24 protein-coding genes and 3 pseudogenes are annotated in these 24,234 nt (G+C 72.0%); 12 read left to right on the top strand and 15 right to left on the bottom strand.

What is annotated here, in order from left to right; all coding sequences use genetic code 11:
• Window positions 1–479: 479 nt before the first annotated feature.
• Window positions 480–2,477: a heavy metal translocating P-type ATPase gene (locus tag ACWC9T_RS32105; protein ID WP_449824565.1), complete on the bottom strand. Its 1,998-nt coding sequence runs from the start codon at window positions 2,475–2,477 to the stop codon at window positions 480–482.
• A 99-nt stretch (window positions 2,478–2,576) separates the two neighbouring features.
• On the opposite strand from ACWC9T_RS32105, the gene ACWC9T_RS32100 reads away from it, so the two are divergent.
• Entirely contained in the window at window positions 2,577–2,942 is a 366-nt protein-coding gene (locus tag ACWC9T_RS32100; protein ID WP_449824564.1) for an ArsR/SmtB family transcription factor, read from the top strand.
• 65 nt (window positions 2,943–3,007) lie between these two features.
• On the opposite strand, the gene ACWC9T_RS32095 is transcribed toward ACWC9T_RS32100, so the two are convergent.
• From ACWC9T_RS32095 to ACWC9T_RS32070, 6 genes are all read right to left on the bottom strand, one after another.
• Window positions 3,008–3,652 (bottom strand): response regulator transcription factor, encoded by a 645-nt coding sequence (locus tag ACWC9T_RS32095; RefSeq protein WP_449824563.1) that lies wholly within the window; start codon window positions 3,650–3,652, stop codon window positions 3,008–3,010.
• Window positions 3,643–4,728 carry a sensor histidine kinase gene (locus ACWC9T_RS32090; protein ID WP_449824562.1) on the bottom strand — a complete coding sequence of 362 codons (1,086 nt, stop codon included), beginning with the start codon at window positions 4,726–4,728 and terminating at the stop codon, window positions 3,643–3,645. The genes ACWC9T_RS32095 and ACWC9T_RS32090 overlap by 10 nt, the downstream gene beginning before the upstream one ends.
• On the bottom strand, window positions 4,725–5,567 hold the full coding sequence (locus tag ACWC9T_RS32085; RefSeq protein WP_449824561.1) for a DedA family protein: 843 nt from the start codon (window positions 5,565–5,567) through the stop codon (window positions 4,725–4,727). Before ACWC9T_RS32085 ends, ACWC9T_RS32090 begins: the two co-directional genes overlap by 4 nt.
• 141 nt (window positions 5,568–5,708) lie before the next feature.
• The gene (locus tag ACWC9T_RS32080; RefSeq protein ID WP_449824560.1) at window positions 5,709–5,861 is read right to left on the bottom strand and encodes a hypothetical protein; all 153 of its coding nucleotides are present in this window, start codon (window positions 5,859–5,861) and stop codon (window positions 5,709–5,711) included.
• Window positions 5,849–6,112, bottom strand: a complete 264-nt coding sequence (locus ACWC9T_RS32075) for a hypothetical protein (protein ID WP_449824559.1) — start codon at window positions 6,110–6,112, stop codon at window positions 5,849–5,851. The genes ACWC9T_RS32080 and ACWC9T_RS32075 overlap by 13 nt, the downstream gene beginning before the upstream one ends.
• Window positions 6,109–6,507, bottom strand: coding sequence for an ATP-binding protein (locus tag ACWC9T_RS32070; RefSeq protein WP_449824558.1), 399 nt, complete (start codon window positions 6,505–6,507; stop codon window positions 6,109–6,111). The genes ACWC9T_RS32075 and ACWC9T_RS32070 overlap by 4 nt, the downstream gene beginning before the upstream one ends.
• Before the next feature lie 264 nt (window positions 6,508–6,771).
• On the opposite strand from ACWC9T_RS32070, the gene ACWC9T_RS32065 reads away from it, so the two are divergent.
• The 3 genes and pseudogenes from ACWC9T_RS32065 to ACWC9T_RS32055 all read left to right on the top strand — a co-directional run bounded on the left by ACWC9T_RS32065 (window position 6,772) and on the right by ACWC9T_RS32055 (window position 8,716).
• Window positions 6,772–7,635: a helix-turn-helix domain-containing protein gene (locus ACWC9T_RS32065; protein WP_449824557.1), complete on the top strand. Its 864-nt coding sequence runs from the start codon at window positions 6,772–6,774 to the stop codon at window positions 7,633–7,635.
• Window positions 7,632–7,856: a DUF397 domain-containing protein gene (locus ACWC9T_RS32060; RefSeq protein ID WP_449824556.1), complete on the top strand. Its 225-nt coding sequence runs from the start codon at window positions 7,632–7,634 to the stop codon at window positions 7,854–7,856. The genes ACWC9T_RS32065 and ACWC9T_RS32060 overlap by 4 nt, the downstream gene beginning before the upstream one ends.
• Before the next feature lie 99 nt (window positions 7,857–7,955).
• Window positions 7,956–8,716, top strand: a pseudogene (locus tag ACWC9T_RS32055) (maleylpyruvate isomerase family mycothiol-dependent enzyme).
• A gap of 85 nt (window positions 8,717–8,801) precedes the next feature.
• Here ACWC9T_RS32055 and ACWC9T_RS32050 read toward each other — a convergent pair.
• Window positions 8,802–9,398 carry a TetR family transcriptional regulator gene (locus ACWC9T_RS32050; protein WP_449824555.1) on the bottom strand — a complete coding sequence of 199 codons (597 nt, stop codon included), beginning with the start codon at window positions 9,396–9,398 and terminating at the stop codon, window positions 8,802–8,804.
• Window positions 9,399–9,519: 121 nt separating this feature from the next.
• Between ACWC9T_RS32050 and ACWC9T_RS32045 the strand changes: the two genes are divergently transcribed.
• The 4 genes and pseudogenes from ACWC9T_RS32045 to ACWC9T_RS32030 form a co-directional block, all read left to right on the top strand.
• Complete coding sequence (locus ACWC9T_RS32045) at window positions 9,520–9,777, top strand: hypothetical protein (RefSeq protein WP_449824554.1); 258 nt, start codon at window positions 9,520–9,522, stop codon at window positions 9,775–9,777.
• 154 nt (window positions 9,778–9,931) lie between these two features.
• On the top strand, window positions 9,932–10,117 hold the full coding sequence (locus tag ACWC9T_RS32040) for a DUF6879 family protein (RefSeq protein ID WP_449824574.1): 186 nt from the start codon (window positions 9,932–9,934) through the stop codon (window positions 10,115–10,117).
• Window positions 10,114–10,224 (top strand): annotated as a pseudogene (locus tag ACWC9T_RS32035) (transcriptional regulator); the annotation flags it as partial. The gene ACWC9T_RS32040 and the pseudogene ACWC9T_RS32035, both read left to right, overlap by 4 nt.
• Before the next feature lie 49 nt (window positions 10,225–10,273).
• Window positions 10,274–10,396 (top strand): annotated as a pseudogene (locus ACWC9T_RS32030) (methyltransferase domain-containing protein); the annotation flags it as partial.
• 99 nt (window positions 10,397–10,495) lie between these two features.
• Here ACWC9T_RS32030 and ACWC9T_RS32025 read toward each other — a convergent pair.
• Complete coding sequence (locus ACWC9T_RS32025; protein ID WP_449824553.1) at window positions 10,496–13,048, bottom strand: ABC transporter permease; 2,553 nt, start codon at window positions 13,046–13,048, stop codon at window positions 10,496–10,498.
• Between the two features lie 4 nt (window positions 13,049–13,052).
• Window positions 13,053–13,826 carry an ABC transporter ATP-binding protein gene (locus ACWC9T_RS32020; protein ID WP_449824552.1) on the bottom strand — a complete coding sequence of 258 codons (774 nt, stop codon included), beginning with the start codon at window positions 13,824–13,826 and terminating at the stop codon, window positions 13,053–13,055.
• A gap of 231 nt (window positions 13,827–14,057) precedes the next feature.
• Between ACWC9T_RS32020 and ACWC9T_RS32015 the strand changes: the two genes are divergently transcribed.
• The 3 genes from ACWC9T_RS32015 (at window position 14,058) to ACWC9T_RS32005 (ending at window position 16,230) form a co-directional block, all read left to right on the top strand.
• A complete protein-coding gene (locus tag ACWC9T_RS32015; RefSeq protein WP_449824551.1) occupies window positions 14,058–14,465 on the top strand; it encodes a BlaI/MecI/CopY family transcriptional regulator in 408 nt (135 codons plus the stop codon).
• A gap of 8 nt (window positions 14,466–14,473) precedes the next feature.
• Complete coding sequence (locus ACWC9T_RS32010) at window positions 14,474–15,430, top strand: M56 family metallopeptidase (protein WP_449824550.1); 957 nt, start codon at window positions 14,474–14,476, stop codon at window positions 15,428–15,430.
• A 191-nt stretch (window positions 15,431–15,621) separates the two neighbouring features.
• On the top strand, window positions 15,622–16,230 hold the full coding sequence (locus ACWC9T_RS32005) for a response regulator transcription factor (protein ID WP_449824549.1): 609 nt from the start codon (window positions 15,622–15,624) through the stop codon (window positions 16,228–16,230).
• A 32-nt stretch (window positions 16,231–16,262) separates the two neighbouring features.
• Here the strand turns inward: ACWC9T_RS32005 and ACWC9T_RS32000 are convergent, their stop codons facing one another.
• The 4 genes from ACWC9T_RS32000 to ACWC9T_RS31985 all read right to left on the bottom strand — a co-directional run bounded on the left by ACWC9T_RS32000 (window position 16,263) and on the right by ACWC9T_RS31985 (window position 21,710).
• On the bottom strand, window positions 16,263–17,180 hold the full coding sequence (locus tag ACWC9T_RS32000; protein ID WP_449824548.1) for a sensor histidine kinase: 918 nt from the start codon (window positions 17,178–17,180) through the stop codon (window positions 16,263–16,265).
• 319 nt (window positions 17,181–17,499) lie between these two features.
• Window positions 17,500–19,128: a SagB family peptide dehydrogenase gene (locus tag ACWC9T_RS31995; RefSeq protein WP_449824547.1), complete on the bottom strand. Its 1,629-nt coding sequence runs from the start codon at window positions 19,126–19,128 to the stop codon at window positions 17,500–17,502.
• A 75-nt stretch (window positions 19,129–19,203) separates the two neighbouring features.
• Window positions 19,204–21,504, bottom strand: a complete 2,301-nt coding sequence (locus ACWC9T_RS31990) for a TOMM precursor leader peptide-binding protein (RefSeq protein WP_449824573.1) — start codon at window positions 21,502–21,504, stop codon at window positions 19,204–19,206.
• 53 nt (window positions 21,505–21,557) lie between these two features.
• Complete coding sequence (locus ACWC9T_RS31985; RefSeq protein ID WP_355676670.1) at window positions 21,558–21,710, bottom strand: hypothetical protein; 153 nt, start codon at window positions 21,708–21,710, stop codon at window positions 21,558–21,560.
• 354 nt (window positions 21,711–22,064) lie between these two features.
• Between ACWC9T_RS31985 and ACWC9T_RS31980 the strand changes: the two genes are divergently transcribed.
• A complete protein-coding gene (locus ACWC9T_RS31980) occupies window positions 22,065–22,868 on the top strand; it encodes an AfsR/SARP family transcriptional regulator (RefSeq protein ID WP_449824546.1) in 804 nt (267 codons plus the stop codon).
• A gap of 180 nt (window positions 22,869–23,048) precedes the next feature.
• On the opposite strand, the gene ACWC9T_RS31975 is transcribed toward ACWC9T_RS31980, so the two are convergent.
• On the bottom strand, window positions 23,049–24,234 hold a 1,186-nt coding region (locus tag ACWC9T_RS31975), incomplete at its 5' end, for an acyl-CoA carboxylase subunit beta (protein ID WP_449824545.1).

Below are 24,234 nucleotides of genomic sequence, written 5' to 3'. Positions count from 1 at the left end.
AAGGCGACGCCCGGTGTGAGCGGCGGCGAGGCAATGCCCGAGGTGACAGGAGGGAGCGCCGACCCCGGTACGGCGTCCCGCACCGGGGCGACCACGACCGAGGCTCCGGCCGACGATCCCGCCGCAGCGTTGTGTCAGGTTCCAGGTCGGAACGCGTGAGACGGCTCCCGGGGCAGTTCCCGGGGCTGCGGCGAATCGTACGGACGCTGCTGCGCCATGATTCGCCTCCCGATCGCCTCGCGCTCTCCACTTACCCCCATGGGGTATCCCGACACGGTCGGATCGCTGCCCGCCCCCCGCCGCAAGCCCGCCCGGCCCGAGGAAGTCGGGCCGGGCGGGCTTGGCAGTCTCTCTCCCCGGCTCAGCCAGCTCTTCTAGCGCTGCGGTGATGCCTGAGCCTGTTGGCTATGACGACATCCGATTTGGCGCGGGTGGTGCGGAGCCGGTCCGGGTCTGGAGGTCGACCGACCAGCCGGCAGTTACAGAGGATCGTGCGTCGAGGCAAGGCCCTGACCCCGGGCCCTGGTCCACGCCGCCTCGCGCAGCAGCCGCAGGCCGTTGAGGCCGACGATGACGGTCGAGCCCTCGTGGCCGAGCACGCCGAGGGGCAGCGGGAGGGTGGCGACGAGGTCCCAGACGACCAGCACCGAGATGAACACCGAGGCGATCACCAGGTTCTGCACCACGAAGCCGCGTGCCCGCCGGGAGAGTGCCACCACGGCCGGGACCGTGGCGAGTTCGTCGCGCACGATGACGGCGTCGGCGGTCTCCAGCGCCAGGTCGGAGCCGGCCCGGCCCATGGCGATGCCGGTGTGGGCGGCGGCCAGGGCTGGAGCGTCGTTGACGCCGTCGCCGATCACCAGCACCTTCCGGCCGGCCGTCGTCTCCTGCTCGCGGACGGCGGCGACCTTGCCCTGCGGCAGCAGCCCGGCCCGCACCTCCGCGATGCCGACCTCGGCGGCCACCGCGGCGGCGGCGCGCGGGTTGTCGCCGGTGAGCAGCATCGGCACGCGGCCGGTGAGGCCGGTCAGCGCGGCCACGGTCTCGGCGGCGTCGGGGCGCAGCCGGTCGGCGATCCCGAGCACGCCGACCGGCACGCCGTCCGCCTCCACCAGCACGGCGGTGCGGCCGCGTTCCTCCAGCTCGGCCACGACGGCCGGAGCGGCGCCGGAGCGCCCGTTGAGCAGCCGCTCGGGCGCGCCGACCGCGACGACCCGGCCCTCGACGGCGGCGGTGACGCCGACGCCGGGGACGGAGTCGAAGTCCTCGGCGGCGGCCAGGGCGAGACCGCGGGTCCGGGCGGCCTCGACCACGGCCCGGGCGAGCGGGTGCTCGCTGGGGTGCTCGGCGCCGGCGGCCAGGGCGAGCAGCTCGTCCTCGGTCAGGTCGGAGCCGGGCAGCGGGCGGATGTCCGTGACGCGCGGGGTGCCCTCGGTGAGGGTGCCGGTCTTGTCCAGGGCGACGGCGTCCACCTGCCCGAGCCGTTCCATCACCACGGCGGACTTGACCAGCACGCCGTGCCGGCCGGCGTTGGCGATGGCGGACAGCAGCGGCGGCATGGTCGCGAGGACCACGGCGCACGGCGAGGCGACGATCATGAAGGTCATGGCCCGCAGCAGCGAGCCGGTGAAGGCCGCGCCGAGGGCGAGCGGGACGGCGAAGACGGCGAGGGTCGCGATCACCATGCCGATCGAGTAGCGCTGTTCGACCTTCTCGATGAACAGCTGGGTCGGCGCCTTGGTCTCGGAGGCCTCCTCGACCATGGCGACGATCCGGGCGATCACCGAGTCGGAGGCGTCCCGGTCGACCTTCACCCGCAGGGCGCCGGTGCCGTTCAGGGTGCCGGCGAACACCTCGTCGCCGGGCTGCTTGGCGACGGGCAGCGGCTCGCCCGTGATGGTGGCCTGGTCGACCTCGCTGGCACCGTCCAGGACCCGTCCGTCGGCGCCGATCCGCTCGCCGGGCCGGATCAGAACCGTGTCGCCGACGGCCAACTCCTCGGTCGGGACACTCTCCTCGGTGCCGTCGTCCAACAGCCGGGTGGCGGTGGCGGGCGCGAGGTCGAGCAGTCCGCGCACCGAGTCGGCGGTACGGGCGGTGGCCAGGGCCTCCAGCGCGCCGGAGGTGGCGAAGATGACGATCAGCAGCGCGCCGTCCATGACCTGCCCGACGGCGGCGGCGCCGAGCGCGGCGACGATCATCAGCAGGTCGACGTCGAGGGTCTTCTCGCGCAGCGCCTGGAGGCCGGCCCAGGCAGGTTCCCAGCCGCCGGTGGCGTAGGCGAGGGCGTACAGCGGGCCCCAGGCCCAGGCCGGGGCGCCGGTGAGCTGGAGCGGCAGCGCGGTCAGGAAGAGCAGGGTCGCGGCGGTGGCCCAGCGGGCCTCGGGGAGGGCGAGGACCCGGGTGCGGCGGCGCGGGGCGGTGTCCGGGCGCGGCGCGGCGGTGGGCGCGGGGCGCTCGGTCAGGGTGGTGGGCATGCGGACGGGACCCTTCGGGGGCAGGGTGGGGCCGGTGACTCGACCACCATACATGAACATATGAACGCCCCTTCATGTATGAGTTGTAGTATTGCCCGCATGGGTCATGGAGCCGCCCCCGCCACCGCCGTACCGCACACGCGCCTGGATGCCACCAGCGCCGCCCGGGTGGCCAACACCCTGCAGGCCCTGGCCACCCCGTCCCGGCTGCTGATCCTCTCCCGCCTGCGCGAGGGCCCCTGCGCGGCGACCGAACTCGCCGCCGAGGTCGGCATGGAGCAGTCCGCCTGTTCGCACCAGCTACGACTGCTGCGAAACCTCGACCTGGTGGTCGGTCGGCGCCATGGGCGCTCGGTGGTGTACGCGCTCTACGACAACCATGTGGCCGCGCTGCTCGACCAGGCGGTCTACCACATCGAGCACCTGCGTCTCGGGCTCACCGACGAGCCGGACACCCTGGAGTAACAGGCGCGGAAGCCCCCGTACCGGCCGAGGGGCCGCCCAACCCTCGCGGTGGAAACCGGGCCCGGTCAGCTCCCCAGGAACCGCAGGACCGCCAGCACCCTGCGGTTGGTGCCGTCGTCCCGCGGCAGCCGCAGTTTGTCGAACACCGCGTTGGTGTGTTTCTCCACCGCGCTCCTGGAGATGAACAGCTGCTGCGCGATGGCCGTGTTGGTGCAGCCCTGGGCCATGAGCGTCAGCACGCCCCGCTCCCGGTCCGTCAGCAGATCGAGATCGTCGGTGTGGCGTGTGCGCGCCAGCAGGCGGCGCACCACCTCCGGATCGAAGACCGTGTCGCCGGCGTGCACCCGCTCCAGCGCGGACAGGAACTCCTCCACCCTGCCGACCCGGTCCTTCAGCAGGTATCCCACGCCCCGGGTGTCGGCCGCCAGCAGCTCGGCGGCGTACCGCGGCTCGACGTACTGGGACAGCATCAGCACTCCCACCCGCGGGTGCTCGGACCGAAGCCGCAGCGCGGCCCGCAATCCCTCGTCGGTGTGGCTCGGCGGCATGCGCACGTCCACCACGGTGACGTCCGGGGGCTCGGCGGCCACCGCGGCCAGCAGCGCGTCCGCGTCCCCCACCGCGGCGGTCACCTCATGCCCCTCGTCGGCCAGCAGGCGGACCAGGCCCGCACGCAGCAGCGCGGAGTCCTCGGCGATCATCAACCGCACGGCAGCTCCGCAACCACGCACGTGGGGCCGCCCGGCGGACTGTCCACGCTCAGGCGCCCGTCCAGCGCGGCGATGCGGCGAGCGAGCCCGGCCAGTCCCCGCCCGGCGGGATCGGCGCCGCCACGCCCGTCGTCGCGCACCGACACCCGTACCACGTCGGTGTCCTGAGTGATCGCCACCTCGATCCGGTTGGCCCCGGCGTGCTTGGCCGCATTGGTGAGGGCCTCGCGCACCGCGAAATAGGCGGCCGTTTCGACGGCGGGGGCCGGCCGCCGCGTCAGGTCACCGCTGAGGTGCACCGGGATGGGCGAGCGTTCGGCGTCCACGGCCAGCGCCTCGCGCAACCCCAGCTCGTCCAGCGACGCTGGATACACCCGCCAGGCCACCTGCCGCAGCTCCTCCAACGCCTGCTCCGTCTCGGTCTGCGCCTGCCGGTACAGCTCCTCGGAGTTCCTGCGGCGTGCCCGTCCGAGCAGCATCGCCACCACCACCAGCCGCTGCTGCAGCCCGTCGTGCAGGTCGCGTTCGATGCGGCGCCGCTCGGCGTCCACGGCCTCGACGATCCCGGACCGGGAGGCGGCCAACTCGTCGATCCGGCGGCGCATCCGGGCCAGTTCGTCGGGGCCGAGGAAGCGGCTCACCAACCTCCGCTCCAGCTCGGCGACGGCGGCCAGTCCGGCCAGATCGAGGAAGAGCAGCAGCAGACCGACCGCGAGGAGATATCCGGCGACCGGCCAGGTAGGGTCCATACCGTCGGCGTCACGCCCGGTCAGCCAGCGCGACAGCCCGGAGGCAGCCGTCCACGCGCCCGCCGCCAGCAGGAACAGCGCCCCGCCGCCGAGCAGCCCGACCAGCACGCGGCACCACAGGTAGGCGGCGGCCCGCCGGGGCTCGATCTCGTCCGAGGACACGGCGGCGCCGCCGAGCAGGACGGCGACACGCCGCTGATCCAGCACGGCCAGGCGGACCACCGGCCCGGTGGACCGCACCAGCGCCCCCGCGGCGAGAACGGCGAGCCCGGCGAACGCCGAGACCGCGCCGAGGGCGATGCCGACCGCGGCGCGCACAGGCCTCATGAACGGTGCCGGGCGCTCGGACGGCGCCGCCGCCGCACCGAGAACCAGCGGGCGACGGCCACCACCGCCAGCGCCACCACTGCCTTCGACACCCATCCCCCGTACTCCTCCACCAGGCGCCAGTTGTCGCCCAGCCAGTATCCCAACAGGACGAACACGGTGTTCCACACCAGGCTTCCGACAGCGGTCAGGGCGGTGAAAACCGGCAGCGGCATGCGCTGGATCCCGGCCGGGACGGAGATGAGGCTGCGCACCACCGGCACCATGCGGGCGAGCAACACGGCGGTACGGCCCCGTCGTTCGAACCACGCCTCGGCCTTGTCGATCTCCTGCGGATGGATGAGGGGGATACGGGCGGCGAGCGCGCGGGTGCGGTCGCGCCCCAGAAGGGCGCCCGTGGCATAGACGATCCAGGAGCCGACAACGGAGCCGACCGTGGTCCAGACGATGACGGCCGGCAGGCTCAACCGGCCCTGCCCGGCCGCGAATCCGGCCACGGGAAGGATGATCTCGCTGGGAATGAACGGCAGGACGGTGTCGACGAGGTTGGTCAGCCCTGCGCCCGCGGCACCGAGAGCATCCATGACGTCGACGGCCCATCCGGCGACGCCGCTCGCGGGCTCGGCGGAGGCGGCGAGGAGCGGCGCGGAAGCCGATGTTGTGATCATGCCGTTCACGCTAGGAGGGGGGCTTGGCCGCCACCATGCGGTCAACCGCCCGATCGCACTGTGGTTTTCCGCACTCACCGGCGCGGGAGCGTGTGCGGGCGCCACCGCCGACGACATGCTGCCCATGGCCTTCACCTGCGCGAACACCACGAACAGGCCGCCAACGGTCACGGGGCCGCCCGCCCCGGCGAGGGCCTGCGACTCTGCGCCCGTGCGAGAAGTCGGCGGGTCCAGCAGAGTCGCGGGTCCGACTTCCTGTGCAATGCCTCGGCCGCCCGGCGGGTCCGGCCGGGCGGCTTGAGCGGGGTGGGGCTACGCCACCGGTTGGCGGTGGTCGTCCGGGGTGGCGGCGGTCGCGTCGTCCGGGCGGTGGGGCATCCGCAGGACGGCGACCGCGCCGAGGCCGACGACGGCGATGGCGAGGAGGAGCAAGAGAAGAAGGGCGAGGCCGATCAGGAGTCGCACGAGCTGTCCTCGGTGTTGTCGTGGTCGCTTAGGAACGCGAGCAGGTTGAGGACGGTGCTCGCCGGGGCGTTGCCGAAGCGGACGAGCACTCGGCCATCGACGACGCTGTCGATGGTGGCGGAGGGCCAGAGGAGGCCGAACTTACGGCCGCGCTCGTGGAGTTCGGCGAGCAGGTAGGCAACCTCGGGCTCGGTGTAGGTGCGCATGAGCGGGTCGGCCGGCTCGATCGGGCGGCGGTCGTCGGGGCTCACGCGGCGGCGTCCAGCTCGAACCAGACGGACTTGCCGGACTTCCGGGGGTCCGCACCGAACCGGTGGGTGAGCGAGCGGACGAGGTGCAGGCCCCGACCGGAGACGGCGTAGGGGTCGGCGGCGCCCCGCTGGACCGGGAGGACGGGGCTCGCGTCACTGACGGAGACCCGGAGCACGCCGTCGAGGATGACGACGACCACGATCGGCGCCGCACTGCCGCCGTGGCGCCAGGCATTGACGAAGAGTTCGAGGAGCGCGACCTCGGCGTCGGCGACCAGGTCGGGCTTCCACCCGGCGCGCGACGTCGCTTCGCGCAACTCCTCGCGCGCGGCCGACCAGTCAGGGGGGAGTTCGAGGGAGAACACGAAGAGACCTCCGCGAGATTCGAGGGACATCTCCGAGCGATTGATGATCAATCAGGATCGCTTGCTCGGAGCACGATCGTGACGTGAGCGCACAGCGAGGCATCTGGCGATTGCCGTCCGTGTTCGGCTCGTCACACTCAGCATGGAGCCAGTGACCCATTCTTGGCAACTCGTCTCTGAATTTTGGATATATCCAAATCGAACACCAAAGAGGTCTCCTACAGTGACAGTTGGCGGTGGCGAACGTGGCCGCCGGGAAGGCAGACTGGTCCGCGAGGCTCAGAGAGGGCGGGGATGGCCGGAACAACAGGTCCGACGGTTCGACGGAGGCAACTCGGAGCCGAGCTACGCCGCAGGAGAGAGGAGGCCGGTCTCTCGCACGAGGAAGTCGCCGAAACTCTGAGCGGCATGAGCCAGCCCAAGCTGTCCCGCATCGAGAACGGCCGTGGCGCCACCAAGGTGGACGACGTCAAGCGGCTCCTCTCGCTCTACAGGTGCGACGACACCGATCTGATTTCAGCGCTGGTCGACATGGCCAAGAACGGCTCACAGCGCGGGATGTGGTGGCAGAGCTACGGCGCGCACATCAGCCCCGAACTCGGCGACCTGATCACTCTTGAGGCCAGCGCCTCGTCCGTCCGAACTTATGAGGGTGCCTTCATTCCAGGCCTCTTCCAAACTCCCGCCTACGCACGCGAGATCATCAAGAAGCTCAGCATGCGGCCTGACGTCAACGTCGAGGCCCTGGTCGACGTACGGATGGCTCGGCAAGGTGCACTCACCCGATCCGAACCGCTCACCCTCTGGGCCGTCATCCATGAGGCAGCAATCCGGTCCGGCGTCGGCGGACCTGCCGTCATGGCCGAACAGTTGTCCCGCCTGATCGATCGCGCCGCCCAACCGAACATCAACATCCAGGTGATGCCGATCGGCGCACCGGCCCACCATGGAATGGGCGGAGCCTTCACCATTCTCGGCTTCCCACAGCGCCAGGACCTCGATGTCGTCATGGTGGACGGCACATTGAGCAACCTCTGGGTCGAAGAGGTCACCGACGTAGAAATCTACGGAGCGAAGTTCGACGCCATCAGGGCCGATGCCCTCGGTTTTGACGACTCGCTCGCCATCATCACTGACCAGAGAGACAAGCTCACATGACGTTCCACCCCAACGCCGCCGCCCTGCAGCTCACCTGGCACAAGTCCTCACGCAGCAACGACTCCGGCAACTGCGTCGAGGTTGCCATCCCGAGTGGCCCTGTCTCGTACATCCGCGATTCGAAGAACCCGAGCGGTCCTGCGCTGGCGTTCGACCGTGCGGCGCACGAGGCCTTCGTCCGGTCCGTCGCCGCCGGGGAGTTCGACTTCGGGCTCCTCTAACTGACCGTTCCGAGGGCGCGCGGCAGGGGCCGCGCGCCCTCGGTATGAGCAGAAGAAATCGCTCGCCGACGATCGAAGCACGGTGATAGACAACCGGGCGTGCCAAAGGCTCTCGGCTTCCCCGACCTGCTGCGCCTGATCGACGAGCGGTCGACCGCCTTCCGCGCCGCCATCGCCGCCGCGCCCAGCCTCGACGTGCAGGTGCCGACCTGCCCCGAGTGGACGCTGTTCGACCTGGCTCAGCACCTGGACGAGGGACGCCACCGCTGGGCCGCCATCGTTGCCGCAGGGCCCGCCCCCCGCATCGGTGGACCCCCGGCTGTGCCTCGGGAGCGCGAGGCCCTGCTGACCTGGCTGGCCGAGTCGACGGATCACCTGCCGAGCACGCTCCGGGCTGCCGGCCCGGACGGCGGTTGCTGGACGTGGTGGGACACCTCGCAGTCGCCCCAACCTCCGGTGCCGTCGCCCGGCACCAGCTCCAGGAGATCGCGGTGCACACCTACGACGCCCAGCTCGCCATCGGCACCGCGAAGCCCGCGCTGCCGGACGAGGTGGCGCTCGACGGTGTCGACGAGTTCCTGAGCACCTGCTGCGCGACGACCAGCCCCTGGCCGCACGAGCCCGCTGTCGTCGACTACCACGCCACCGAGGGCCGCTCCTGGCGCCTCCGGCTCTCCGCCGGCGGTGCACGGCCCGCCATCACCACCGGCGAGGACCCCGACGCGGCCGGTGCCTCCCTCCGAGGCACCGCCAGTGAGCTGGTCCTCGTCTTCTACGGCCGCGTTCCGGTGGACTCCCTGAAGCTCGACGGCGACGGCCGCATCTTCGACCAGCTCATCGCCTGGGACCCGGAGGCGTAGGCCCTTCTCGAACGATCAGCGGTGCCGCGCACAGTCCGGGCGAGGCACCGCTTCCATGTCTGGTCGTTGCCATGCGTCAAGCCTGTCAGGTTGCGGGCTTCGTCAGGCGGCGGACCAGGGCAACAACGGCCTCCCGGTCCGTTGCGGGGTCCGTCGTGCCGGAAAGCAGCAGGCGGACCATCTGCGGCAGCGTGAACCAGGCGTTCACCAGTCCGATCACCGCGAACATCAGCCGCCCCGGATCCACCTCGTCGGCCAGTTCGCCGGCCCGCTGCGCGGCTGCGACGGCGGCGGCCTTCTCGCCGTAGTGCGCGGTGCGTTCGGGCCCGGCCGCCAACTCCCCGGATGCCGTGCCGCGTTGCAATCCCTCCCAGGCCAGCAGGCGGGAGAAGTGCGGGTTGGCCGAGTGGTAGTCGAAGACGCGTCCGGCATAGTCGCCGAGGTCCAGTCCCTGCTCAGAGCCGCCGAGCGGCACCGCTTCTGCCAGCTTGCCGAGTTCGGACGTCAGGACAGCGGAGAAGAGCTGCTCCTTGTTGCCGAAGTACTGGTAGATCCGCTCCTTGTTCACGCCCGCCCGGGTGGCCACCCGCGCGATCCGGGCACCGTCCGGGCCGGATTCGGCGAACTCCTCGACCGCGGCGTCGAGGAGGAGTTGCTGCGTGCGTGCGGTGTCCCAGGCCATGGCTCAACCATAGCGCGAATCCCCAACCAAAGGGTTGGACATCCGCCCACGCGCCTGCCAAACTCCAACCGAAGGGTTGGAGATTTGGGCTCCGGCCGCTCGCCAAGGGGAGGAACGCGCCATGAACACCGACACCATCACCGCGCCGGCAGCCGCAGCTCCGTCCGTGCACCGCCGGGCACTGCTCACCTGGCTCGCCGTCTACCCGACCATCACCGCCGCCTTCGTCCTGCTCGGCCCCTACCTCGGAAACCTGCCGCTGGCGCTGCGGACCCTGGTGATGACCGGCCTCGTCGTCCCGGTCGTCGTCTACGCGCTGATGCCCCTGCTGCTCAAGGCGGAGACCAAGCTCGCTCGCCGCCACGGCCGCCGGCAGTAGAGGTCAGGAAGCAAGCGTGGACGAACTCGCGCTCTCGACGGCCCTCTCGTCCGCCGGTCTGACGACACCGCCGGCGAGTTGGCGCCGCCACGATCGGTACTGCGTCTCCAGCGTCCGCCCGGTGCCTGCGTTCTCGGCCAAGTCGTCGCGGGTCATGGCCCAAGTGCACCCGATTCACAGGACTTGCGGGAGGACAAATGTGGGGCACGCTCTCGCATGTGCCATCGAGCTGATCACTGACCCGGTGCAGGTGGCTCGCGCCTGCCAGGTGCGGGACGCCGCCTGGCACTACGCCACGCCGCACCGCGAGTTCGGAGCTCAGGTACCGTCCGACGTGTGAGCACCGACTTCCAGCAAGCCAGAATCGCCCTCGGCCAGCGGCTCCGCGAGCTGCGCGCCGAGGGCGATCTCACAGGTCGGCAACTGGCCGAGCGGCTGAACTGGACGCAATCCAAGGTCCCGTGCCCGGTACAGCCCCACGCCCGTAGTCGGCGATGGAGTCGAGGGCTACGCCGAGGCTGCTCCCTACGACCGGGTGATCGCCACCTGCTCGGTCGGCCGGTTGCCGCACGCACGGGTGCAACAGACCAGACCTGGCGGAGTGATCGTCGCGCCGTGGGGTCCCGAGTACGGTGGGGAAGCCGTCGTTCGGCTCACGGTCAGCAACGACGCTGAAAGTAGCGGTGCCTCGCCCAACCTGGGCGAGGCACCGCTACTTTCACGAGGTGGCGATGGCCCCCAGCACCCGCATCCGGGCCGCCTTCACGGCAGGCACCACCGCTGCCGCCAGTCCGGCCACGGCCGCGCCGACCAGCACCGCGAGGATGGTGGTCCACGGGATGCTCAGCGCGGTGATGCCGTAGAGGGTCAGCACCTTCTGGCCCGCAACGCCCCAGGCCAGGCCCAACCCCAACCCGAGCAGCGCGCCGTGGACGGCGATCAGCACCGACTCCAGCCGGACCATCCGGCCTACCTGTGCCCGCGACGTGCCGATCGCGCGCAGCAGGCCGATCTCCCTGGTGCGCTCGATCACCGACAGAGCAAGGGTGTTGACCACGCCGAGCACCGCGATGACGATCGCCAGTGCGAGCAGGGCGTAGACCAGGTACAGCACGGTGTCGACCTGGCCGGTGATCGACTTCTTGTAGTCGGCCTGGCTCTGCACGGTGACCTGCGGGTACCCCGCAAGCGCCGTCTCCAACCCGGCCTCGACCTTCGAACGGTCCGCTCCGGAGGCGGTGTTGAGGTAGAGCGCGAAGTCCTGGGCCTCGGGGGCGAACGTGGCGAGGGTGTCCAGGGACACCTCCCAGCTGCCGCCGTCCTTGCCCGCGCCCGCCGGGGGCTTGCTGATCGCGCCGACGGTCAGCGTGCCCACCCGGCCGTTGAGGAAGTGCAGTTCGACCTGGGAGCCGACGGAGAGGTGGTCGGCGGCCGCCGTGGTCTGGTCGACCATCACCTTGCCCGCCGCCACATCCGCCGTCGAACCCGCCACGTACTGCGGCTTGACGGCCCGGTCCACCGTCGCGACGTCCACACCCGACAGCACCAGCTGGAACCCGTTCAAGTGCGCCACCGCGTAACGCTGCCGGGTGACGGCCTGCACCCCGGGAACGGCCCTGACCTTCTCCGTCACCTCATGCCCGATCGGCGTGGCGCCGTTACCCGAGAGGATGTAGTCGGCCCCGAAGGTGTTGTCCACGTCCCGGTCCACCGAGGTCGTGAGGGAGGCCGCCAGCACGGCGACCGCGCCCACCAGCGACAGGCTGATCATCAGCGCGCCCGCCGTCGCCCCGGTGCGGCGCGGGTTGCGCACCGCGTTGAGCCGGCTCATCCGGCCGACCGTGCCGAACACCGCCGGGAACGGCGCGCCCAGCCCGTACACGACCACCCGGGACAGTGCCGGGCCGAGCACCACCAGCGCGAGCAGCGACGCCACGATGCCGCCGCCGAGCAGCGCCCCGGCCGTGATGACGGTGGCGTGGTGGGTGGCAGCCCCGTACAGCAGACCCAGCCCCGCCACCAGCAGCACGGCACCGAGCGCCGTACGCCGGCCGAGCCTCGGCGCCGCCGGCACGGCGGCCTCGCGCAGCGCGGCCATCGGGGAGATCCGGGCGGCGCGCCGGGCCGGGAGGTACGCGGCGACCAGCGTGACCAGCACGCCGACCGCGTACGCCGCAACCGGGGTCACCGGGCTGATCACCAGCGCGGTGCCGGACAGGTCGACACCGAAGTTCGCGATCAGCGACTTCAGCCCCGCAGCCAGCCCGATGCCGACCCCGAGACCGAGCGTCGAACCGATGACACCGAGCAGCAGCGCCTCCGTCAGCACCGAGCGCAGCACCTGACCCCGCCCCGCACCCAGCGCGCGCAGCAGGCCCAGCTCGCGCGTCCGCTGGGCGACCAGCATGGCGAAGGTGTTGAGGATCAGGAAGATCCCGACCAGTACCGCCAGCCCCGCGAAGCCCAGCAGAGCAACGGTGACCACACTCAGGAACGAGCTGATCTGCTGGGCGGCGGTCTGCGCCTGCTCCTCCTTGGTGGCCACCGAGTAGCCGTCGCCGAGCGCCGCCTTGATCCGCTCCTGGGCGGTGGTGTGGCCGGTGCCGGGGGCGGTGTCGACCGTGACGCCGGTGAACTGGTCGGGCTTGCCGAGCAGTCGGGCCTGGGCGGTGGCGGTGTCGACGTAGGCCATGGTGACGCCGGGGTTGCCGGTCGTGAAGGTGACGACGCCGACGACGGTGCCCGGCATCGAGCCCGTCGGGGTGAGGATGCGCAGCGGGTCGCCGAGGTGGATGTCCTTGTGCCGGGCGCTGGCCTGGTCGAGGACGATCTCGCCGGCCTTCGTCGGGGCGTGGCCCTGGACGAGGTGGACCTGCGGGTCGTCGTACCAGTTCTGGCCGAGCGTCGGAGCTCCGGTCGTCGGGCCGACCGGCTCGTTGTCCTTGTCGACGACGGTGAGGTTCTGCAGGCTCACCTGGCCGTGCGCGGCCCGTACGCCCTGGACGGCGGCGACCTTCGCCACGACGCCCGCGGGCAGGGTCGGGGTCTCGCCGGACAGTCCGCGGTCCTCGACCTCGGGGGTGAACGCCTGCTTCGGCTTGATGGTCACGTCGGCGGCGGTCGAGCCGGCGATGCCGGTGAACGCGACGTTGATGGTGTCGGAGAACACCAGGGTCCCGGAGACGAAGGCCACGCCGAGCAGGACGGCGAGGGTGGACAGTGCCATGCGGCCCTTGTGGGCCAGGAAGTTGCGGATGCTTGCCTTGAGCACTCCGTCAGCTCCTGCGCCCGGCGCCGTCGAACCGGCGCATCCGGTCCAGCACGGAGTCGGCGGTGGGTTCCGGCAGCTCGTCCACGATCCGGCCGTCGGCGAGGAACAGCACGCGGTCGGCGTAGGAGGCGGCGACCGGGTCGTGGGTGACCATCACGATGGTCTGGCCGAGGCCGTCCACCGACTGGCGCAGGAAGCCGAGGATCTCGGCGCCGGCCCGGGAGTCGAGGTTGCCGGTGGGCTCGTCCGCGAAGATGATCTCCGGTCGGCTCGCCAGCGCGCGGGCGCACGCGACGCGCTGCTGCTGGCCGCCGGACAGCTCGGTCGGCCGGTGCTTCAGGCGTCCGGACAGGCCGACGGTGTCGATCACCTTGTCCAGCCAGGCCTGGTCGGGCTTGCGGCCGGCGATGTCCATCGGCAGGGTGATGTTCTCCAGCGCGGTGAGCGTGGGGAGCAGGTTGAACGCCTGGAAGACGAAGCCGACCTTGTCGCGGCGCAACTGGGTGAGCTTCTTGTCCTTGAGCCGGGTGATCTCGGTGTCGCCGATGAGGATCTGCCCCGAGGTGGCGGTGTCCAGCCCGGCCAGGCAGTGCATCAGGGTGGACTTGCCGGAGCCGGACGGGCCCATGATCGCCACGAACTCGCCGCGCCGGACGGCGACGTCGACCGCGTCCAGGGCGACCACCCGGGTCTCGCCGGAGCCGTACGCCTTGGTCAGCGCCTCGGCGCGGGCCGCCACGGTCCGGGGCGGGGTTCCAGCCACTGTTTCTGTGCTCATGCGCCCGCCTCGCCGCGCTCGGCAGCGGCATTCGCCGATGCGCGCCCCTCAATGGTTCGCTCTCCCCCAGCCTCCGGCCGGGGGTACCCCCATCGCTCGCTCACCGCACGTCCTCCTGGGTACGCTGCCACCGCTCGCGCCGGACGCGGGGCATGGCAGACTCTGGGCAGGCAGAAACTTCTACGATCAGACGTAGAACTTCTACGTGGAATGTAGAAGATAGCGCGGGAGGTGACCAAGTCCGTGGGCGTGCACGAACCCACCACAGGCGAGGGACGGGCCAAGGGCGAGCTGGAGGCCGCCATCCTGGCCGCCCTGCAACAGGCCGCCCCCGAGGCCCTGACCCCCGGCGAGGTGCTCGAACAGGTCGACGCCCGGCTCGCCTACACGACCGTCGTCACCGCCCTCAGCCGCATGCACGGCAAGGGCCTGCTCAGCCGCGCCAAGCGCGGCCGGGCCTTCGCCTACACCGCCGTCTCCGACGAGTCCGAACTCGCCGCCCGGAAGATGAACCGGATGCTGGACGGGCGCAGCGACCGCGAGGCCGTACTCACCCACTTCGTCGACGAGCTGTCCTCGGACGACGAGGAGTTCCTGCGCCGACTGCTGGGCCCGGGAGCGCTCGGACCGGGAGCGTAGGCGGCCCGATGCGCATCGCCGTCTACCTGCCGCTGCTCCTCCCCCTGCTCGCCGCGCTGCTCGCCCGGCCGGTCGGCGAACGGCTGCCGCCCCGGCCGGCCACCTGGCTGCTCACCGTCGGCTCGCTGGTGCTCGCGACCGCCAGCACGGCCGCGCTCGGGATGCTCACCGTCACCGGGCTGATCCGGATCCCACTGCTGGCCCGGCTCGCCCACGACCACTGGTCGGCGCCCGCCGCCCAGCACCACGACCCGGCCTCCTTCTCGGTGGCCGTGCTGGCCGGCGCCCTGCTCGCCGTCGCCCTCGCGACCGCCGGGCGGATGCTCTGGCGGCGCGCCCGCACCCTGGCCCGGGCGGCCACCGAGGCGGCCTGCCTGCCCGGGCGTCAGCAGCTGGTCGTGGTGGACGACCCGGCGGCCGAGGCGTACGCGATCCCCGGGCGGCCGGGCCGCATCGTCGTCTCCACGGGCATGCTGGCGGCGCTCGACCCGGCCGAGCGGAAGATCCTGCTCGCCCACGAACGGGCCCACCTCGCCCACCGCCACTACCTGTTCGTCGCCCTCGCCCAACTCGGCGCCGCCGCCAACCCGTTCCTGCGGCCGCTGGCCGACACCGTCACCTTCACCGTGGAACGCTGGGCCGACGAGAGCGCCGCCGCGGCCGTCGGCGACCGCGAACAGGTCGCCCGCACCATCGGCAAGGCCGCCCTCGCCGCCCGCCGCACCCGGGCCCGCACCCGCATCCCGGCCGCAGCCCTCGCCCTCCTCGGCCGCCTCCGCCCGAACACCCTCGGCCCCGTCCCCCGCCGGGTCACCGCCCTGCTCGCCCCCGCGCCCGCCCCCCGCAGCTGGCCCCTCGCCGCGCTCACCGCCCTCGCCCTCACCACCGCCCTCTGCACCGCCGAGGCCGCCCACGACCTGGAGGGCCTGCTGGAGCTGGCCAAGCACGCCGCCGGACACAGCTGAACAGCTGTCCGGTGCGGCCCCGCGCCACCACCGACCACATCCGGCCGCCATGCCCACGACCGTACGAATGCGCACCGCCGGTCGCCCTGCACTCCGTGGGGGCGTGTTGAGCGCCGTGGGGCCGCGGTTCCCCTACCATCGGAGGTCCGTCCGGGTGGCACGCCCGGTCGTGGCTCTGGGGGGATTACCGGGTGATAAGGATTCTGCTCGCCGAGGACATGCACATGGTCCGCGGCGCGCTCGTGGCGTTGCTGGACCTGGAGGACGACCTCGAAGTGGTCGCGGAGACCGAGCGCGGCGATCTGGTGGTGCCGAAGGCTCTGGAGACCGGGCCGGATGTCGCGATCATCGACATCGACCTGCCGGGCATGGACGGCCTGACCGCCGCGAGCCTGCTGAAGACCAAGCTGCCGCAGTGCCGGACGCTGATCCTGACCAGCCTGGGCCGGCCCGGCACGCTGCGCCGGGCACTGGAGGCGCAGGTGTCCGGCTTCCTGCTGAAGGACGCACCGCCGAAGCAGCTCGCCGAGGCGGTGCGCGGGGTGGCCGCGGGTCAGCGGGTGATCGACCCCCAGCTGCTGCTGGACGCCTTCGACAGCGGGCAGAACCCGCTGACCCTGCGGGAGACCGAGGTGCTGCGGGCCGCCGCCGGCGGAGCCGAGGCGGCGGAGATCGCGGCGGCCCTGCACCTGTCGGTCGGGACGGTACGGAACTACCTGACGACGATCGTGACGAAGCTCAACGCCCGCAACCGGATCGACGCGATCAGGCTGGCCGAGGAATCCGGCTGGCTGCTCTGAACCACCAGTTCCGAAGCATCGGAACGGGAAGCTCAGGCCGGGACCTCGGCGACCAGGTGGAACCACCCCCGCTCGTCCGGCCCGGCACTGAGCCGGCCGCCGACCTTGGCGAGTCGTACCTGCAGGTTGTCCAGTCCGCCGCTGTGCCGGTCGGCGTCCCCGAGCGCTGCCCGCTCGGGGACGCCGTCGTTGGAGAGGGTGAGCCGCAGTCGCCCACCCTCCGCCCGGCCCTTGACCACACAGGACTCCGCCTTGCTGTGCCGCAGCAGGTTGGTGACACCCTCGCGCAGCACGGTGGCCAGCACGGTGTCGGCCTCCCCGGTGGGCCGGATGCCGCCCAGGTCGAACTGGGCCTCGATGTCCGCCGCCGAGAGCACCGAGCGGGCCGAGACCGCCTCGCTCTCCAGCGACATGTCCCGGTAGCCGCGGGCCACCGCCCGGACGTCGGCCAGCGCCTGCCGGGAGATCTCCAGCACCCCGCCGAGTTCGTCCAGCGCCCGCTCGGGGTTGGCGGTGACGAGTCGGCAGGTCAGCTCGCTCTTCAGGGTGATCGCCGAGAGGCTGTAGCCGAGCAGGTCGTGCAGGTCCCGGGCGAACCGCAGCCGTTCCCGGGTGACGGCCAGTCGGGCCAGTTCCTGCTGGGCCTGCTGCACCTCGATGACCAGCTGGGCGAGGCTGGTCAGGCCGAAGACGATGAGCCCGGTCAGCGCCGTCGCCACGGTGAGGTAGACCGCCTCGGCGACGCTGAGGCCCAGCAGCGCGCCGCTGACCCCGGACAGCACCACCACCGCCCCGAAGGCCGCGCCCGCCCGCTTTCCGCGCAGCAGGAGCAGCACCGAGGAGCCCAGGAAGCCCGCCATCCCGCCCCAGGCGAAGCCGAAGAACACCAGCGGCACGTACGTCAGCACCGCCTGCGCCAGCAGTGTCCAGCGCCCGAACCGCTCCCGCACCCGTTGCATCCTGGGCGCGCAATGCACGAACTGCAGCGCCGAGGCGGCGGTGAATGTCAGGCTCGCGGCAATGAATTGGCTTTTCGTCGGATGACTTGTTGTCATGTTCAAAAACCCGACCAGCACGAAGCCGAGCTGAACGATCACCACAATGGCCAATGCCAGCCTCGGCGGGGGGGCGTTGAAACCGGTCGGTCCGCCTTCCCCCGACGACTGCCCCCCCGCGTCGCCGGATCCGTCCGGCTCTTTCCGCACACGCACGGTTTCCCTCACCCGGCTGTACTCCCCCCACGCGACTTGGGGGGAGTATAGGGCGCGACTATCCCCGGGCCGACACCTCGTTCGCACACTCGTCCCAGCCGACGAAATCGGCCGAATCCAACCGCCCCTCCCGGACCGGCCGACCGTCCTCCGGAAGCGTGCCAAGGACGAAGCCGCCGACCCTGGTCTCGGCCCGCCAGTCGACCCCCAACGCCCGGTCGGCCAGCCCGATGTCGCCGCTGCGCAGCGCGCAGGTCGCCAGGCCCATGGCCGTCCCGACCAGGTACATGCTCTGGGTCACCACGCCGACGTGCTTGAGCGTCAGCGCGTACGCGAGGCCGCTGAACTTCCAGGACAGCCGGCGGTGCCGGGAGGTGATGGCGACCACCACGGCCGGCGGGGTGGCCAGCCGGGCGCCCACCGCGGCCTCGGCGAACAGCTCGCCCAGCTCCTCCGGGCTCTCATTGACCGCGATCAGACAATGATCGGACGGTGCGTAGTAGTAGATCCCGTCCGGCAGCCCCTCGCAGTCCCGCACGGCCGGGTAGAACTCCAGCTCGTACGCCCCGTCCCCGCTGGGGTACGGGCGATCGCTGACCGGTTCGCCGGACGGGTCGTCAGCGGGCGCCGGACGCAGCCCGCGCACCCGGACGGTGCGGTGCAGGAACTCCCCGAGCTGCTCGGCGGTGAACGGGGCCGCGCCGAACTCGCGGATCGAGCGACGGCCCTCGATCACCGTGGTGAGCAGCGGGTCGGCGGCCAGCACCTGCTTGAGGTCGGGGCGGGCCAGCGGGTGGCGTCGGCCGTCCGGCAGCGGGCGCAGCGCGGGCTCGGGGGCGGTGCGGCCGCGCAGCGGGTAGGTCGCGCCGAACGGGCCGTCGTGCCGCCCGGTGGTGCTGCGGGTGTGGAAGAGCAGGTCCACCCCGGACCAGGCGGCGAGCACCGGGTCGAGGTCCTCGCCGAAGGTCGGGGCGGAGAGCCGGATCAGCTCCACCGAGGCCTCCGGGTCGGGCCCGCCGTCCTCGGCGACCGAGAGCAGCCCGGCGCCCGACAGTTGCGCCAGCACCGCCAGCACCACCGGCTCCGACAGGCCCGACTCCGGCACGATCTCGGCCGGGCGCACCGGGCGGCCGAGCATGCCGACCACCCGGGCGCTCTCCGGCCGGTGCAGCTCCACCCGGTGCAGGGCGGTGGGCGCCTCCAGCACGAAGCCGGATCCCTCGGTGCGCAGGAAGGCGAAACGGGACAGCCGCACCGGTCGGACCGGATCGACCCGCCCGGGCTGGAACCGGGCCTCCCTGGCCATCGGGACCACGGACAGCAGCGGCTGGGCGGCGTCCTCCAGACCGAGCGAGCGCACCACCAGGTGCTGGAGCCGGTGCAGCATCCGCAGCACCTCGGTCCGCCCGGCCTGGTCCACGACCGGCTCACCGTCGCCGGAGGCGGGGATCGCCCCGGCGAAGACGTTCTCCAGCATGATCGGCCCCAGGCTCATCCGCCGCAGGGTCTCCCCCACCAGCGGATGCGGACGGTCCAGCCGGAAGTCGCCCCAACGGGCTCTCAGCAGCAGCGAACCGTCCGGCTCCACCGGCTCGACCAGGACGTCCTCGCGCAGGGACCACAGGGCGCGGGGGCGGGCACCGCCGGCGGCACGGGCCGCGGCGAGGATTCCGTCGCTGGTCGGCATGGGGGTACTCCTCGGTGCTGGGGGGGCGGGGGCTCCGCCGGACGGTCCGACCCGATCGGTGGACGAACACAGCGGTCAGACGAACAGGGGGATCGGATTGAGGTCCTCGTAGCGGGTGGGCCGGGCCAGCCGCCCGAGGGCGACCGGGACGTCGAACAGGCGGCCCGGGGCGAACCGGGCCCACATCTGGCGCAGGCCGGGGACGACGACCTTGACCACCGGCAGGCCGATGTCGGGTCGGGTCTGGTCGAGCACCAGCAGGTCGAGGCCGTGGGCGCGGACGGTCTCCACGCAGGCGGCGACCTCCTCGCCGAGGTCGCGGCGCGGGCCGGCCGGGAAGTCCGCCGGGCCGCGCGCCGCCCGGGCCGGATCGGGCAGCAGGTAGGGCTGGTTGCGCACGGTCGCCGCGCGCCACCAGGAGAGCAGCTCGGGGTCGTCCACGTCGTAGCCGGTGCCGTCGGGGGCCGCGCCGAGGGCGGCCGGCAGCAGCTGGCCCATCTCGGTCAGGGCCCGCCGCAGGGCGATCCGGGCGTCGAAGTGCGCGCCGAAGCCGAACATGATGTCCTCGGCGGGCTTGTCGGTGCGGCGGGAGAGCACGGCGAAGACCGGGATGCCCAGGTCCGAGGTGAGGTCCAGGGCCCACACCTCGCGGTTGAGGCCGGCGTAGAGCTCCATCGCGTCCCGGCACCAGGGATCGTCGAACCCCTCCATCCGGACGGCCGGTTGACGGGTGCGGTTGTACCACCAGAGCGCGACCGCGTCCCGCTCGACGAGTTCGAGGAAGCCGTGCACGATGGCGTCCTCCAGGCTGCTGCCGGCCGCGTTGCCATTGGAGTCGGCGCGCAGCGTGCGGCTGCCGGCGGGCGGCACGACCGGGCCGACCGAGCAGCTGTAGTAGAGCATCCCGGTGGGCAGCAGGCGGCGGCGGCCGTCGGTCAGCGACCAGACCGGGGTCCAGTCCACCGGCGCGGTCTCGTCGAAGGGGGCCGGCACCTGCTGGAAGACGGAGTGCCGCTCGTTCCAGGCCTGCCGGTCCGTGTACTGGCGCGGGTCGAAGAGCTGGCAGTCGTCCGGATGGACCGCCTCTGCCGCCAACTCCCGGTAGCTTCCCCGGATTTGAGTCTCATCGCCGTGCAGCGCGCCGGAGTGCCGCTCCAGCGCCTCGCACAGCGCGCTGACCTTCGCCTCCAGCGGGGTCGCGCCCTTTCCGCCGCTCATCTGCCGCAGCCCGGCGCGTAGTTGGGCGAGATCGCCGGAGCCGGCCACCGGATTGCGGCCGGAGACATAGCAGTTGATCCGGACCGGGGCGCGCGGATCGCGGCGGATCTCCGCGATCACCCCGGTCACCGGGCTCACCAGGTGGCCGTAGCGCTCGTACACCTGCTCCGGCGTCTCGGCGCGGTGGCAGTCGGCACCGGCCGCCTTCGGTCGGGCCACCGGGACTACCGGACGGGCCAGTTGAGCCGCCATCAGGTCGGGATCGCCGCACTCGGGGCACTGCGGGCGGCGGCGCACCTGGTGGCCATTGACGGCCAGGCCGAGGCTGTCCAGCACCCGGATCTCCCGCTGGCCCGCGTGCCGGTAACCGGCCAGCCACTTGGCGGCCTCCAGGGCGGCGAGCTGCGCGCCGAGCGCCCGGACGGCCGGCAGCGAGGTGTCCGGCCGGGGCACCGGTCCGGCCAGGCCCAGCGCCCGCTGCACCGGCACCTCGGAGCGCCGGTGGGCGCGCAGCCGGTGTGCCAGGCACGTCCAGCAGGGGCCGTCGGCCTCGCCGAACACCGGGCCCACCCAGGGGCTGGAACCACCCGGCTTGACCGCCAGCCAGGCCCGCCCGGCGGCCCGGTGAGCAGCGTCGATCTCCCGCAGGGCCGGGTCGAGGTAGTCGCCGCAGACCACGACCGACAGCGCCCCGGCGCCCGCGGTGGCGGCGACCGGCAGGCCGTTGTTCCGGCAGGCCTGCTCGACCTCCCCGGCGTCGGCGCCGCCGACCGCGAGCACCGCGGTGCCCGCACCGACCCGGCCGAGCGCGGCGGCGCCGTCCAGGCCCGCCAGCTCCCAGTACGCTCGCGCCGAGCGGCGCGCCGGTTCGACGACGGTCTCACCGTGGTAGCCGATCAGCCCGGCCCGGGCGAGCCGGGCGATCAGCTGCCGGGCCCGCCCGTCGGCGAGCCTGGGCGCGGCGTCCCGCAGCACGCCGGCGAGGTCGCGGGTGCCGTCGAGCAACGGCACCAGCCGTTCGATGCCCTCCCCTTGCAGGGCGGTCACCCCCTGATCGGAGACCAGGTAGACCGCGTCGCCGGGCACCACTTCGGTGCGCAGGTGGCTGCGGAAGCCGATCAGGCGGGTGTCGGCAGCGGCCACGGCGATCGGGGCCACGGCGATCGGGGCTGCGGCGGTCGAGTCGGCTCTGCGGGTCACCGGAAGACCCCCTACAGGCTGTCGGTCGAGAAGCAGACGCAGAGGTCGACCCGCCCGGCGGCGGCGTGGTCGAGGTCCACGATCGTCAGGTCCAGGTCCTGGTCCCCGGTCGCGGACATCAGGTCGGCCAGGTCCAGCGAGTCGACAAGAGCAGTTCCGAACACGTTTCCCCCAGGTGTCGAAGGGCCGTCAGATCTCTTGGCTCCGCTGCGGGGCGTCCCGGAGCGGCACGAGGATTCTGGGCTCGCGACCGGAGCCGGGGACAGTGCCGCGCTCATCTCTCGCGCGTGAAATCCTCATGCCTCGGGCCGTTCTTGAGTCATCCTCGATCGGTGAGGCCGGCACTGGGTTCCGGACCGGCCCGGATGCCAAGGTGAAGACGCTGCGAGGCGCATCCCCGCTCCTGGGGTCCACGAGGCCCGAAGGCCTTCGTGAGCAGCGAGTTCGCGACCCGCCTCGGTCGCGCACCAACGCCTTCGCAACGCAGCACGGAGCACGGAGCACGAAGGGAGACTCCGGTGGAGATCGGCATCCTGGGCCCACTGACCGCCAGGCTCGGACGGACGTCGGTGGTGCCGAGCGCGGGGAAGCCTAGACAGGTTCTCGCCCTGCTCGCCCTCCGATCCGGCACCAAAGTGCCGGTGGAGACGCTCTTCCACGAGTTGTGGTCGTACGACCCGCCGCGCAGCGCGGCCACCACCTTGCAGACCTACATCCTGCAGCTGCGCCGCATGCTGGCCAAGGGCCTCGCGCCGGACGGCGTCTGCCCCAAGTCGCTGTTGCGCACCCAGTACAACGGCTATCTGCTCGACATCCCGATGGAACGGACGGACGCGGCCCGGTTCGACCAGCTGCGGGAGGCCGGCCAGTCGGCACTGCGGGCCGGCGACTGCGCGACCGCGGCGATCCAACTGCGCGCCGCGCTCGACCTGTGGCGCGGGCCGGCCATGGCCGACCTGCAGCTCGGCGAGATCCTCTCGATCGAGGCCATCCAGCTGGAGGAGAACCGGCTGAGCACCGTCGACGACCGGATCAGCGCCGACCTGGGCCTGGGCCGGCACGCCAGCCTGATCGGCGAGTTGGCCTCGCTGACGGCCCGCTACCCGATGCACCAGAACCTGCACGCGCACTACATGCTGGCGCTCTACCGCTGCGGGCGGGCCTCCAACGCGCTGGACGTCTACCGGCGGCTGCACGGCTCGCTGGTCGAGTCGATCGGGCTGGAGCCCTCGCCCAAGCTGCAGCGGCTGCACCACGCGATGCTCAACGCCGATCCCCAACTGGACGTCGTGGAGCGCAAGCCGGACCTCGCCCGGGCGTAGGGCGTGTCTTGTGGATCTGATCGGACCCGGCAAGGATCCGCAAGACACGCCCTGGGGCGGGGCGAACACGGCGACGACCGCTGCCGAGGGGGCTCCGGCAGCGGTCGTCCGTCTTGAGGAGCCGGTAAGGGCCTGTCTCCTGGGTTCTGTCGGAACAGGCAAGGACCCGGGAGACAGGTCCTAGACCGGCTGGTTGCCGTGCTTGCGGCGGGGCAGCTCCGCGTGCTTGGAGCGGAGCACCGCCAGCGAGCGGATCAGTGTCCGGCGGGTCTCGGCCGGGTCGATGACGTCGTCCACCAGGCCGCGTTCGGCCGCGTAGTACGGGTGCATCAACTCCTCGCGGTACTCCTGGATCAGTAGGTCGCGGGTGGTCACCGGGTCGGTGGAGCCGGCGATCTCCCGGCGGAAGATCACGCTCACCGCGCCCTCCGCGCCCATCACCGCGATCTCGTTGGTGGGCCAGGCGAAGGACAGGTCGGCGCCCACCGAGCGGGAGTCCATCACGATGTACGCGCCGCCGTAGGCCTTGCGCAGGATCAGCTGGATCCGCGGCACGGTGGCGTTGCAGTACGCGTACAGCAGCTTGGCGCCGTGCCGGATGATGCCGCCGTGCTCCTGGTCCACGCCGGGCAGGAAGCCCGGCACGTCGAGCATGGTGACCAGCGGGATGTTGAAGGCGTCGCAGAGCTGGACGAAGCGCGCGGCCTTCTCCGAGGAGTGGATGTCCAGCACCCCGGCCAGCGACTGGGGCTGGTTGGCAACGATGCCGACCACCGAGCCGTTCAGCCGGGTCAGCGCGCAGATCACGCTGTTCGCCCAGCGCTCCTGGAGCTCCAGGTACTCGCCGTCGTCGGCGATCGCCGCGATCACCCGGCGCATGTCGTACGGCTGGTTGCCGTTGACCGGCACCAGGTCGAGCAGTTCCTCGCAGCGGCGGTCGGCCGGGTCGCCGGAGGGCTCGACCGGCGGCATCTCCATGTTGTTCTGCGGCAGCAGCGAGAGCAGGTAGCGGACCTCCTCCAGGCAGGTCTGCTCGTCGTCGTAAGCGAAGTGCGCCACCCCGGAGACCTCGGCGTGCACGTCGGCGCCGCCCAGGCCGTTCTGGCTCACCTTCTCGCCGGTCACCGCCTGGACCACGTCCGGGCCGGTGATGAACATCTGCGAGGTCTCGCGGACCATGAAGACGAAGTCGGTCAGCGCCGGCGAGTACGCGGCGCCGCCGGCGCACGGACCGAGCATCACCGAGATCTGCGGGATCACCCCGGAGGCCCTGGTGTTGCGCTGGAAGATGCCGCCGTAGCCGGCCAGGGCGGTGACGCCCTCCTGGATGCGGGCGCCGGCGCCGTCGTTCAGCGACACCAGCGGC

Source organism: Kitasatospora sp. NPDC001159, from assembly GCF_053598235.1.
This window is presented reverse-complemented; position numbering and strand designations above follow the sequence as displayed.

What these genes read in the sequence shown, in the direction of transcription:
- ACWC9T_RS32100 (WP_449824564.1), top strand. Translation starts at nt 2,577, where the DNA reads ATGGGTCATGGAGCCGCCCCCGCCACCGCCGTACCGCACACGCGCCTG.
- ACWC9T_RS32065 (WP_449824557.1), top strand. Translation starts at nt 6,772, where the DNA reads ATGGCCGGAACAACAGGTCCGACGGTTCGACGGAGGCAACTCGGAGCC.
- ACWC9T_RS32070 (WP_449824558.1), bottom strand. Translation starts at nt 6,507, where the DNA reads ATGTCCCTCGAATCTCGCGGAGGTCTCTTCGTGTTCTCCCTCGAACTC.
- ACWC9T_RS32040 (WP_449824574.1), top strand. Translation starts at nt 9,932, where the DNA reads ATGGCCCAAGTGCACCCGATTCACAGGACTTGCGGGAGGACAAATGTG.
- ACWC9T_RS31995 (WP_449824547.1), bottom strand. Translation starts at nt 19,128, where the DNA reads ATGCCGACCAGCGACGGAATCCTCGCCGCGGCCCGTGCCGCCGGCGGT.
- ACWC9T_RS32105 (WP_449824565.1), bottom strand. Translation starts at nt 2,477, where the DNA reads ATGCCCACCACCCTGACCGAGCGCCCCGCGCCCACCGCCGCGCCGCGC.
- ACWC9T_RS32045 (WP_449824554.1), top strand. Translation starts at nt 9,520, where the DNA reads ATGAACACCGACACCATCACCGCGCCGGCAGCCGCAGCTCCGTCCGTG.
- ACWC9T_RS32060 (WP_449824556.1), top strand. Translation starts at nt 7,632, where the DNA reads ATGACGTTCCACCCCAACGCCGCCGCCCTGCAGCTCACCTGGCACAAG.
- ACWC9T_RS32050 (WP_449824555.1), bottom strand. Translation starts at nt 9,398, where the DNA reads ATGGCCTGGGACACCGCACGCACGCAGCAACTCCTCCTCGACGCCGCG.
- ACWC9T_RS32090 (WP_449824562.1), bottom strand. Translation starts at nt 4,728, where the DNA reads ATGAGGCCTGTGCGCGCCGCGGTCGGCATCGCCCTCGGCGCGGTCTCG.
- ACWC9T_RS32010 (WP_449824550.1), top strand. Translation starts at nt 14,474, where the DNA reads ATGCGCATCGCCGTCTACCTGCCGCTGCTCCTCCCCCTGCTCGCCGCG.
- ACWC9T_RS32020 (WP_449824552.1), bottom strand. Translation starts at nt 13,826, where the DNA reads ATGAGCACAGAAACAGTGGCTGGAACCCCGCCCCGGACCGTGGCGGCC.